The following is an 11,911-nucleotide window of genomic DNA, read 5'->3' as shown; positions in this document are numbered from 1 at the left end:
ATGCAGGCTCTGCCTGCATCTACATCTTTAAAAAATACGGTGTAAAACTATGAAACTAATTAATAAAAAAACGTTACTCACCACTGCTATTGTCGCTGTCATAAGTGGTTGCGGCAGTGACGATTACAACCGCAATGCCGATAAAGGCTCCAACACAGCCCCCGTGGCCGGCGGCGACATCGTGCTTAATTTTCACGAAAAAAACGCCTTTTTTACCCAATACTTATTGCAAGGCGCCTACGATCCCGACGGCGATATTCTATACGTACAAAACGTAACTCCCGATACCGAAAACTTAACCGGTTTTGAATTTAACGAAGCCCGTGTTGGCATTCGCCCAGCTGATTTAGCATTAGAGCTGGACAACGGCGAAACCAAAACCGTTAGTTTTACCTACACGATATCCGACGGGCAAGCCAGTGTAGATCGCAAACTCACAGTAACCGTCGAGGGTGAAGACTTTGCACCAGAGTTCGAAGATTTATTTACTCTGATCGACGACAAGAACCCAACTAACGAAGTGGATTTGGTTGAAGGCGTAAATGACCCCGACAACGAACCACTACAGATATCTAGCTTTGTTGCCTCACCAGACTTGGATGCCAGCCTCTACACCCTAGATGCTGAAAACGCCATGCTGACTCTGGACACTCAAGCCATTTTGGATACGCTAACCCCCGGTGAAGTAGCGATCTTCCGCGATAACAGCTACAACGTAGAAGACCACAACCACAGCATGTCACGTATGGCGACTATCGTAGTGGCCAAAACCAGCGAAGAGCCAGCACCACCTGTAGTGCTGGGCTCCGCCATGACCGATGTAAGCACCAATGGCGCGCTTAAAATGGTTAACCTTGCAAGCCCGGGCGCGGTACTCGAGCCCAACGGCGATGCCATCGAGATCGACTGGAGTAGCCTAGCACCGGTTGACGGCGGCCCAGCACTACACTTTAACCGCTCAGAGGGCACCATGCTGGCGGTGGACGGTATCGACTTTGGCGCCTTTGTCGCCGAGGGCGAAAGTAAAACCTTTACCTACTCGTACGATTTAAGCGACGGCACCGCCGATCACACTGTGACTAACACCGTCGAAATTACCGTCATGGGCGAAGCCATTACTCAGAAGCTACCAAACGGCAGTTTTGAGAATGATCTGGAAGGCTGGAATGCCACCGAGGGCGTAATGGCCGCAACGGCTTCGGCGCTTGGGTTAAATATAGACGGCAGCGCTTTTGCCTCGATGCTAGCCGGCGACGAACTGAGCCCTGTCTTACCGGGCAACGCCCTGGAAGAAGGAGCCGGTTATATCGTTGAGACCCGCGGCGCTCACGGTAACTCTTGGGGTGTTTACCCTATGTGGGTTACCGGTGACATAGGCGAAGAAGTTGGCCAAGTCATCAACTCACAAGCTTGGTTTGCCCACGGAGCCAACCCGCGTACATTTGCCACGCGCTTCGAAGGAGCCGCAAACACTAAGATCACGGTCACCGCACCCGCTGATGTCGGGGCCGCTGAGTACGACGCCTTTATGCTGTACAAGTACTCAACTGACCCGGGCAACAACCTGATTAGCCAAGACAACGCCACCTTTGAAAATGGTGCCGGCGATTGGACGATTCAGGCAGGAGGCAGTATCTCAACCGACGGGGCTATTTCTGGTAACGCCAGCTTAAACACTGGAACAGCACAAGATTTAGTTAGCACATTGTCTTTGCCCGCTGGCACTATAAAAAATGGGCATCGATATTTACTTACCTACGATATCATTGCCGATGGCCTACCGGCCGCTGGCGTTAAAAAGATCCGAGCGTCTATTCTCGATCCTCTCACCAGCGATACCGTACAAGGTGGCGCGTATCAGGGGGTTTACGAAGTACGTCAAAACATGAACAAAATGGCCATGATCTTTGACCCAGACCTCTACTCCAATGTTACCGACTGGGGATCCCGTGAATTACAGCTTCAATTAGGCGTTAATGTCTGGAGCGGCGGGATGAACTTCCGTATCGATAACGTTCGCTTAATTCAGCTACCGTAAGTTCTCCATGAGCAAGTCCTTAGCCCGCCTTAGTGCGGGCTTTTTTGTACTCGATAAACTCTTACAAGAGAGTTGACTTTATCTCCCCCCTAAGCAATAGTTGATTGTATACAATAATAAGTTGGACGTCTGATGAGTGAAATGATTAAGCATATTGCGATTCTAGGCGGTGGCACCGCCGGTTGGTTAACCGCCGGAATTATTGCCAGCCGGCATCAGGCACGACTGCGTAAAGGCAGTTTACGCATTACCCTATACGAGTCAGACAAGATACCCACTATTGGTGTAGGCGAAGGTACTTGGCCTACCATGCGCCAAACATTGCAAACCTTGGGGATTAGCGAGTCAAAATTCTTAACCGAGTGCGATGCCTCATTCAAACAGGGTTCTAAATTTATTAATTGGCGGTTTGACCAACACCCTCATAGTTACCATCATCCCTTTTCGGTCCCCGCAGGCTACCAACACCAATTAAACATGGCCGAACACTGGCTTAGCCAACATCAACACACCGCTAGTTTCTCACGTTGTTACAGCCCTCAAGAGGCCGTATGTGAAGCTTTTTTGGCACCCAAAACTATGCAACAGGGAGAGCAGCAATCGCTATTAAACTACGGCTACCACCTAGACGCGGGTAAGTTTACCCAACTGCTGCAAACACACTGCACAGAAGCACTGCAAGTAGAACACCAGCAGTGCGAAGTTTCCGGTGTGCAACTGGATGATGACGGAGCAATTGCCAAGCTGCACACCACCACTGGTGATTCATTAACTGCCGACTTGTATATCGACTGCACTGGCCTTAAAGCAACCCTGCTAGGCACAGCTCTTGGCATTCCGTTTAAACCTTTAAATTCAGTGTTATTTTGTGATCGCGCGCTGGCAACACGTCAAGCCTACCCAGAACACTCTACGGCCATTGCTTCGTGTACATTATCTACCGCGCAGCAGGCCGGCTGGATTTGGGACATAGGATTACAAAGCCGGCGAGGTATTGGCTATGTATACTCCAGCCAACACGCCACAGAAGATCAAGCGCTACAGACACTGGCGGCTTACACCCAAAGCTCCAGTGACTTGCTAGAGGTTAAATCTATTGCGTTTACCCCAGGGCACCGAGAAAAATTTTGGCATAAAAACTGTATTGCCATCGGCTTATCTGCGGGTTTTGTCGAACCCTTAGAGGCATCGGCGCTATTAATGGTTGAGTTATCGGCCCAGTTTATTGCCGAAAAACTGCCTCAAACATATTCTCAGATCGCACCTTTAAGCAATATTTTTAACGAGCGCTTTTTATATCGCTGGGGGCGGCTAGTCGATTTTTTAAAGCTTCACTACATTTTATCTGACCGGCAACAAGATGCTTTCTGGCGCGACAATAAAGTATCAAACTCAATTCCGGATTCTCTTACTGAGCTGTTACAGCTTTGGCAGCATACACCTCCCTGGCCTCACGACTTTGATCGTACCGGAGAGATATTTCAGGCGTTAAGCTACCAATATGTACTTTATGGCATGGGCTTCGAGACCAAGATGCCCATACCTCCAGAGAAAGCCAAACAACAATTAGCTGATACTGCCCTGCGGAAAAATATTGAAGCGAGCCGACAATTAACCCAACAACTGTCCAGCAATAGAGAATACTTAAACCATCTGCGCGTTTAACGCTAAAGATCCCATCTATTTATCGAGTAGTACCATGCGTTTTATAATTTTATTACTACTTTTCGTACTTAGTCCGGCCTCTTTGGCAGAAATCCAAAAGCCCAACATTTTATTTATTTTGTCCGATGATGCCGGTTATGCTGACTTTGGCTTTCAAGGCAGTAAAGTCATGCAAACACCAAATATCGATCAACTCGCAAGTGAAGGCATGGTGTTTAACCAAGCCTACGTCAGCGCTGCCACCTGCGGCCCTTCTCGCGCAGGTATTTTAACTGGGCGATATCAGCAAAAAAATTGGTTATGAAGAAAATAACGTGCCCGGTTATATGGCCAAAGGCAGCTTAGCCGATGATGAAATGGGGCTACCTTTAAGCGAAAGAACTGTAGGTAATTACCTACAAGAGCAAGGCTACACTACGGGCATTATCGGAAAATGGCACCAGGGCAACGCAGATCAATACCATCCCACCAAACGCGGCTTTGATTATTTTTACGGTTTTCGCGGAGGTGCTCGAAGTTACTTTGCATTTTCAGATGAAAACCCCAATTATCGACCCGAAGATAATTTAGAGCGCGGTTTTGGAAAATTTGAAGAATCACCTTTGTACCTAACCGATGCCCTTGCTAACGACGCAATTGATTTCATTCATCGCGAGAACAAAGCACCGTTTTTTCTTTTTCTATCATTTAATGCGGTACACTCGCCGATGGAGGCACGCAAAGAAGATCTCGCCGCGCTCCCAAACCTACAAGGTAAACGCCGTACCCTAGCAGCCATGAACCTAGCTATGGACCGAGCCATTGGCCGCGTACTCAGCGCTCTGGATAATACCGGCTTAAGCGATTCAACACGGGTTATTTACAGCAACGATAATGGCGGCCCCAGCGACGATAACGGCTCGGGCAACACGCCGCTTGCGCGGCACCAAAGCCAACCATCTAGAGGGAGGTATTCGCGTACCTTTTATCGCTCGCTGGCCAGGTATTATTAAAGCTGGCAGCCATTATCCCCACCCCATTAGCACACTCGATTTACTGCCCACCTTTTATCAAGTAGCCGGCGGCAATATCGAGACAGTCAACCACATCGATGGCGTGAGCTTGCTGCCCTACATCAAAGGCGACAACAATGATCGCCCTCACCAGACTCTTTGTTGGAAAAAAGAAAATCGCGCAGCTATCCGAGATGGCGACTGGAAGTTATTGCGCTTTCCCGACCGACCAGCAGAGCTTTATTTATTAAACAACGACATTAGTGAGCAAAATAATCTTGCGTATAAAAAACCCGAAAAAGTTCGAGAGTTGCTCCAAAAACTGTTTGCTTGGGAGCCAACCTTAGATCGTCCGCTCTGGCAATTAAAAAGACAGTACGAAGGCGACGCCATGAAACGAATGGACACCTATCGCAAGCCAATAGATTAAGTGACCTCAACGCCAAAAAGTACAATATTTTTTGGCGTAACTCAGCCCGAACTCATCGCTATATCCAACACGTTTAGTCCCATCAGCGACTAGAGTATTGACCTTAAAAACCAAACTCCTCACCACTTAGACGAAGAGTCATCCGCCCATTTGTTTATTATTGCGTCAAACTTTTATCAATACTTGTCAATTGTGAACAATTAGACAGCTAGGTAATACGGTTAAAACTACTATGCTCATGTTTGGCGCTTCCTGCCAAGCAAACACATATTAGCAACATCAAATCATTTGAATGTTTTAACGGAGCCACTTATGACGATGACAGGTTATCTAACTCGGGCGGCAGCTATCGCCACGCTATGCAGCAGTTTTAGCACCAGTGTCTTGGCAGAAGACCAATGTAACTACACCGCCCAATGTAAAAATGATTTTGGCCCAGAGGCAACTGACTGCGCCAACAGCCAATCGCTGTTTAGTGTTTGCATGTGCGGCAATCAACCCTGCGGCCAAGACACCCCTATCGACCCGACACCCGATAACAGCCAACCGGTACCGGGTATTATTCAAGCGCAAGATTACCAGCGTTACTCAGACACCACCGCGCAAAACTTAGGTGGCCAATACCGTAACGATGGCGTTGATATTCAAATTACATCGGATAACGGCGGACAATACAACGTTGGCTGGACTGCCGCCAACGAGTGGCTCGAGTACGATATTAATGTACAAAATGCAGGGAGTTACATTGCTAAAGTTCGTGTCGCGTCTCAATCTGGAGGCGGTTTATATACGCTAGAGATCGATGCTCAACAACGCAGCAATGGGACAACTGTTGCCTCCACCGGCGGCTGGCAGAACTGGCAAACCCAAGAAGTCGCGCTGGGTACATTAACGGCTGGGGCACACACGTTACGTATCCAAATTCAGGCAGGCAACTTCAACATCAACTGGATTGAATTAGCTACAGAGGAAGATTCTACTGCAACGCCCATGATCGGCCGTTTTAACCCAGCCAAGGATTTACTGTTAGCAAACTTTGACAGCCGCCCAGACCCAGATGACATTCACACTGTCGCAGCTGTGGGCACCATCTTAAGCGACTCACGCTTTAGTGGCGTCAATTATCACGCTGTCGCAGGTGCTTATGGCATTCAAGGTGGTACATTTATCGAAGCAGACCACCTCTTTAATATTACCTTTGGTTCAGACCGTTGGTCTGATGCACACACCAACTACTCGGGCGCATTAAACACTACCTATGACAAAGTGGCTACGGTCTTAAACAGCGGTGGCGACATCTGGATTCAGGAAGCTGGACAGTCCGACTTTAGTGCTGATTTAGTACGCCGAGTAAAACAAAACATGGGTGGAATTAATACCAATACCCGCATTCATATTATCCAGCACAGCGAGTGGAACCAGGATCAAACCACCCCCGCCGATTTGACCTACGTGCGCAACAATACCGATTACCAAAAAATCAGCGATGGCAACTCGCGCGGCAACGGTACCCCTGGCTTTAATAGCTCGGACACCAGCCAGTGGAGCCGGGTGTTAAACCACTCTCGCGTAGGTGCCATTTGGACCGAGGCTAAGCGTGTGGCCGATTACAGTATCGAGCACCATCCGGGATGGAAAAACCCCCAAATTCAAAGTGGTGGTATGGACTTTTCAGATACCGTTGAAGGCACTTGGATTTTTGGCTTTAATCACTTAAACAATCACGTCGATTTTTTTGACGAGTTTTTATAAGAAAGTGACTCCGCGGTGTTCCGCGGAGTCTTTCGTGCTGCTACATTCAACCCACACAATCTAAAAATAATAACATTCTTAGCCTAGAGCCTACTTACCGTGACCGACCCTAACGCCCATTAACAACAACTGGAGGCGATCAGCCGCATTACAGATTATTCAGCGCCCTTAACCTCACCAAAGGCCTTGCATTCAGAGGTAAACCTCATTTAGCATTGCATACAATTCACAATAAGGCTGGCGGTAATTTTATGACTCTGCGTGACTGCAATACCAAACCGTGGAAAAAGGCTGGCATCTTTGCGTTATCGGTCTGCTTTTTGACCGTTTGCAGCGATTTGGCTATGGCATCACCAACCGCCTTTGAGGTTCACCCATCAACGCCTTATCAATTAACGCGCAACATTAGCGACAATGTTCTCCAGCGCTTAACCTTACAATTGAATAATCCCGCCAATTACGCCAGCATTAGCATCTATGCCAACAACCAACAGATAGCAAATAGCTTAGATATCCCCACTGCCGGCGAGCAAACGCTACGCACATTGGTAGAGTTTGAAACGTTAGGGACTGCAAAGATAACTGTAAAAGCCAACCATGCTGCATTGACTATCAATAGTCTCACCCTTGAACCGGTCAAAGATTTAACGATACCTAGATTTAACGACATAACTGCGAAATCGGGAATGGACCAGGTAAACTCGCTCAAATATGGCGGCCCCACCATTGCCGATATGGATACCGATGGCGATTACGATTTTATTGTGAACAATCACAATGATGCGTCCAGCAAGTTGTACTGGAACAACGGCGACGGCACCGTGACCAAACACGATACAAATTTAGCCCGCTGGTTTATGCACGATTTACACGGCACCTCACCTGGCGACTACGACAACGATGGCGATTTAGACATAATCGTCACCCAAGGCGGGGGTAATGGCATTAATCCCTCTAAGGCGAATTTTTATCGCAACAACAGCGGGAATTTAGTGCTATACACCGGAGATGTAGGTATAGACAAAGGCGGCCGCGGCCGCGGCGCCCGCTGGTCCGATATGGATTTAGACGGCGACCTGGACTTACTGCTGTTTAACGAGACCAGCTTATACGGCGATAAACCCCAACATTTCTTTTACGAGAATTTGGGTAATGGTCGCTTTGAACGAAAAACCGTTCCCGGCATTCAAAATGTGCATCAATCGCGGGTACTGTTAACCGACTTTAATAACGATGGCATTGACGATTTTGTATTCTACGGGCCGCTAAGCCTGTGGCAAGGCAATGGCGATTTTACTTTTACCGATGTCACTGCTAAAGCCCCTGAGGCAGTCGCTAACTTAACGGGCATTATGGCCGTAACCGATGTTGATATAGATAACGACGGGGACCTGGACCTATACCTGGCGCGCGGCAAAGCATTTGAAGGAGGTAGAGGTGAATCACCCTCCGTTGACTTTGACCCCGCGCAAAAAGTGTTTGCCATTAAGCCGCGCGGATTTAAAGGCGTAGACACATTTTCCTTTTCAGCGGATGGTCCGATAGAGCTATCCGACTACTACTTTTTAGCGCAAGGTCTACAGCGCGGTAAAGACTACCCCATGTTCCTGGGGCGTGACAAACAATCCACTGTACTGAAAATAGGACAAAATTGGACACTAAACCCAAATCAAGCCGAAGGCTGGCCCGGTGATATTTCAGAAAACGGCATGTACTTTGGCTATATGGGCAATGGCCAATGGAAAGCCGCACTGGTCCGCAATAGGGATGATTTTTGGGGGTTTAAATTTACCCTTACGGGCGTAACGGACGTAGCGACCGACTTTACCCCGCAAAACCGTAACGAGGCCGATATTTTACTGCGCAACGATGGCGACCGTTTTGTGAATGTTTCCACCGAATGGAAAATCCCGCCGGGCACCAATTCTTTAGGCGTAACCCGGGGTGACTTTAACAACGACGGCCACCAGGATATTTTTGTGAGTCGCTGGGGCAAAGTCTATGGAAAAACCTCCGACTACCTATTGTTGAACACAGGCCAAGGCAGCTTCGACACCGTGACTATGCACGGCGCTAACGATATTGGCGGGCCCGGCAATGGCGACATGGGCCAGGCATTTGACTTTAACCTAGACGGCAGCCTGGACCTTTTACTCGGTAATGAAGGCGGACAGTGGTACCTATACCAAAACACGGCCACAAACGCCGGCAACTACAGCTTAGTTGAGGTAGGTTACTCCCCCGAGCATCACATCGATCCGATGGGCGCCTATGTAACCCTGCACACGAAAGATCACCGTTATCGTCAACGGGTCGGCTCGGCCGGAGAAATTTTCTCGCAAAGCTTGCTTAATATTGTGCATTTTGGTCTGGGCTCACAGAGCACCATAGAGAAAGTAACCATTGCATGGCGCAACGGCGAGACCGTCGAATTTTCGACCCCCAAAATTAACACACGTCTTTCTTCTAATCGACTTCCACCCACCGATATTAATCTGGGGCACGAAACGCTACAACTTAGAACACAAACCAGCTACCCGCTACAGGCAAGCTTTTCACCTGAACACGCCGATACCCGCTTAAAATGGCACTCAGATAACCCCGCTAATGTCAGTGTAAACCAACAAGGGGTGATCAAAGCCGTCGGCGACGCAGGCGAGTATGCCACCATTACTGCCCAAAGCCCGGCTAACAACCTGAACGACTCGGTAGACATTACCATTGTCGATTGGTACCCCGTGGCGGTAGAGTCGGTCACTATTGGCAACAATCCTGCCCCACTCTACACCGGACAGAAACGCCACTTAAAGGCCATAGTGCAACCGCCCCATGCCGATAACCCGCGCGTGCAATGGGCCAGCACCAATCCACAAGTGGCGAGCGTTAACCCACAAGGCGTAGTGACCGCACTCAAGTCTGGGCGCACCACAATCATCGCCAAAGCCGAACAATCTGACACAGTGAATAACAGCTTTTCGCTGCAAGTGGATGACTATCACGAAGGTCACCTAACCATTCAAAACCGCGAACGCTGGGCCAGTCAGCCCATTGTCATCGGGCAGCCGATTGAACTACAAGTAAGCTACGATGCCGGTTCGGGCAATCAGGTTATTGCCTCTGATGAAGGCGGCCTGCGCTTTTGGCTGCGTCACTTTAAATCCCGCTGGATTCCAGTCAAAGACATCACCAAGATCGACACTAACGTCTTACAGACCCAGTCTGGCGTATCGAAAGCGAGCTTCAACACCGATGTATTAACACCAACCTCCGACCTCCCAGCCGGTCACTTTTACCAACTTAGAGTGTCATTTACTGCTAGCGATGGTCAAAACTATGATGCGACGATAGATGAAATAACATTAGTACCTAAAAAAGAATGAGTCTAGATAACTATCTAACAACCATTGAAAATGGTTATTCATCGGCCATAAAGATTGAGCACTCATTCTGGTAAGAGCCGTGAAAAAGTATATTCCGCGCACTGTGATAAACATCATCAAAATATTCGATATACCACATAAGCCTCATATTTTTGCAAGGTTTTATTATAGTTTTACACCTCTATAGTGCCTAGTATCACAGTGCGCCTTAGGCGTAACTCACAGATAATAACCATAGAGAGGCACCAACATGAGAGCATTACTTGCGGCCGTTCTCGGTCTAAGCTTCACCCATGCCCTTGCTGCCGACTGGGATAACCCCCCGGTACCCGCCAATGCCGGCAACGGCAAAGTGTGGGAGCTGCAAACGGTTTCCGATGATTTTAATTACTCCTCGTCACTCAACAACTACCATAACGAATTTACCAACCGCTGGCATGAGGGTTTTATTAACCCTTGGACTGGCCCCGGGCTGACCGAGTGGACCGACGGCCACGCCTACGTAACCGGTGGCAATTTAGGTATTGCTGCCACCCGCAAGCAAGGCACCAATAAAGTTCGCGCGGGCTCTATCACCTCCCACGATACTTTTACCTACCCTCTGTACGTAGAAACCAAGGCCAAAATCAGCAAGTTGGTGCTGGCCTCAGATGTATGGCTGTTAAGCGCCGACTCCACTCAAGAGATTGATATTCTTGAAGCCTATGGCAGCGACCGAGCAGGCGAGGAATGGTTCGCTGAGCGCATTCATCTGAGTCACCACGTATTTGTGCGCGACCCCTTTCAGGATTACCAACCCACCGACGCGGGCAGCTGGTATAGCGATGGGCAAGGCACCGTCTGGAGCGATGACTTTCACCGTATTGGCGTGCACTGGAAAGACCCGTGGAATCTCGATTACTACATCGATGGACAGTTAGTACGGAGTGTGTCCGGGCCTAATATTATCGATCCCAACGGTTTTACCAACGGCACTGGGTTAAGTAAGCCTATGCACCTGATTATTAATACCGAAGATCAAAATTGGCGCTCCGACAACGGCACTACTCCAACCGACGCGGAACTGGCCGACACTAATAAAAGCGTTTACTGGGTCGACTGGGTCCGCGTGTACAAACCTGTCGATGGCAATAATAGCGGCGCAAATACCAATGTACCCTCAAGCGCAATCGCTATCGAAGGTCGCCAAAGTGGTAAGTGTATTGATTTAGCATCGGGCTCGTTCGCCAATGGCGCCAACATCCAGCAATGGACTTGTGGTGCCAACAACGCCAACCAAACATTCACATTCGTGCCGGTAGACAGCGGTTGGTACGAGTTGCGCACGAAGCACAACAAGTGTGTCGGTGTGGGTGGCAACTCGACCGTCAACGGCGCGGTGGTGATTCAATGGGATTGCTTTAACGGCCAAAATCTACACTTTAAGCCCGTGGACCTAGGGAATGGCTATGTCGAAATGCGGGCTCGCCATAGCGATAAGTGCCTGGATGTTGCCAACGCCTCCATCGCCAACGGCGCCGACATCCGCCAATGGCAGTGTAACGGCAATACTAACCAGCAGTTTAGTTTTAATTAATTAACCTTCTTTTTTGCACATAGATGAAACAATGCACTGCGCGGCGACATACTCTAGTATGACCGCCGCGAGAGTGCG

8 protein-coding genes are annotated in these 11,911 nt (G+C 48.9%); all 8 read left to right on the top strand.

Features of this window, described 5'->3' with window-relative positions; all coding sequences use genetic code 11:
* Positions 1 to 49: 49 nt before the first annotated feature.
* The 8 genes from GILYN3_RS00410 to GILYN3_RS00385 all read left to right on the top strand — a co-directional run bounded on the left by GILYN3_RS00410 (position 50) and on the right by GILYN3_RS00385 (position 11,833).
* Positions 50 to 2,038 (top strand): cadherin-like domain-containing protein, encoded by a 1,989-nt coding sequence (locus GILYN3_RS00410; RefSeq protein ID WP_049721020.1) that lies wholly within the window; start codon positions 50 to 52, stop codon positions 2,036 to 2,038.
* 132 nt (positions 2,039 to 2,170) lie between these two features.
* Positions 2,171 to 3,703, top strand: coding sequence for a tryptophan halogenase family protein (locus tag GILYN3_RS00405; RefSeq protein ID WP_049721019.1), 1,533 nt, complete (start codon positions 2,171 to 2,173; stop codon positions 3,701 to 3,703).
* 34 nt (positions 3,704 to 3,737) lie between these two features.
* Complete coding sequence (locus GILYN3_RS16960; protein WP_269745908.1) at positions 3,738 to 4,007, top strand: sulfatase family protein; 270 nt, start codon at positions 3,738 to 3,740, stop codon at positions 4,005 to 4,007.
* A 10-nt stretch (positions 4,008 to 4,017) separates the two neighbouring features.
* On the top strand, positions 4,018 to 4,695 hold the full coding sequence (locus GILYN3_RS00400; protein ID WP_269745907.1) for a sulfatase-like hydrolase/transferase: 678 nt from the start codon (positions 4,018 to 4,020) through the stop codon (positions 4,693 to 4,695).
* Positions 4,619 to 5,125: a sulfatase/phosphatase domain-containing protein gene (locus GILYN3_RS16780; protein ID WP_232305482.1), complete on the top strand. Its 507-nt coding sequence runs from the start codon at positions 4,619 to 4,621 to the stop codon at positions 5,123 to 5,125. The genes GILYN3_RS00400 and GILYN3_RS16780 overlap by 77 nt, the downstream gene beginning before the upstream one ends.
* A gap of 312 nt (positions 5,126 to 5,437) precedes the next feature.
* Positions 5,438 to 6,877 (top strand): carbohydrate-binding protein, encoded by a 1,440-nt coding sequence (locus GILYN3_RS00395; protein WP_049721018.1) that lies wholly within the window; start codon positions 5,438 to 5,440, stop codon positions 6,875 to 6,877.
* Positions 6,878 to 7,221: 344 nt separating this feature from the next.
* Complete coding sequence (locus GILYN3_RS00390) at positions 7,222 to 10,257, top strand: FG-GAP-like repeat-containing protein (protein ID WP_157484821.1); 3,036 nt, start codon at positions 7,222 to 7,224, stop codon at positions 10,255 to 10,257.
* Positions 10,258 to 10,507: 250 nt separating this feature from the next.
* Entirely contained in the window at positions 10,508 to 11,833 is a 1,326-nt protein-coding gene (locus tag GILYN3_RS00385) for an RICIN domain-containing protein (protein WP_049721016.1), read from the top strand.
* Positions 11,834 to 11,911: the final 78 nt, after the last annotated feature.

The sequence above is a fragment of the Gilvimarinus polysaccharolyticus genome (genome assembly GCF_001187555.1).
Lineage (GTDB): Bacteria > Pseudomonadota > Gammaproteobacteria > Pseudomonadales > Cellvibrionaceae > Gilvimarinus > Gilvimarinus polysaccharolyticus.
This window is presented reverse-complemented; position numbering and strand designations above follow the sequence as displayed.

Excerpts from the sequence above, each read along its gene's own strand:
- GILYN3_RS00410 (WP_049721020.1), top strand. The coding sequence starts at position 50 with ATGAAACTAATTAATAAAAAAACGTTACTCACCACTGCTATTGTCGCT.
- GILYN3_RS00405 (WP_049721019.1), top strand. The coding sequence starts at position 2,171 with ATGAGTGAAATGATTAAGCATATTGCGATTCTAGGCGGTGGCACCGCC.
- GILYN3_RS16960 (WP_269745908.1), top strand. The coding sequence starts at position 3,738 with ATGCGTTTTATAATTTTATTACTACTTTTCGTACTTAGTCCGGCCTCT.
- GILYN3_RS00395 (WP_049721018.1), top strand. The coding sequence starts at position 5,438 with ATGACGATGACAGGTTATCTAACTCGGGCGGCAGCTATCGCCACGCTA.
- GILYN3_RS00390 (WP_157484821.1), top strand. The coding sequence starts at position 7,222 with ATGGCATCACCAACCGCCTTTGAGGTTCACCCATCAACGCCTTATCAA.
- GILYN3_RS00385 (WP_049721016.1), top strand. The coding sequence starts at position 10,508 with ATGAGAGCATTACTTGCGGCCGTTCTCGGTCTAAGCTTCACCCATGCC.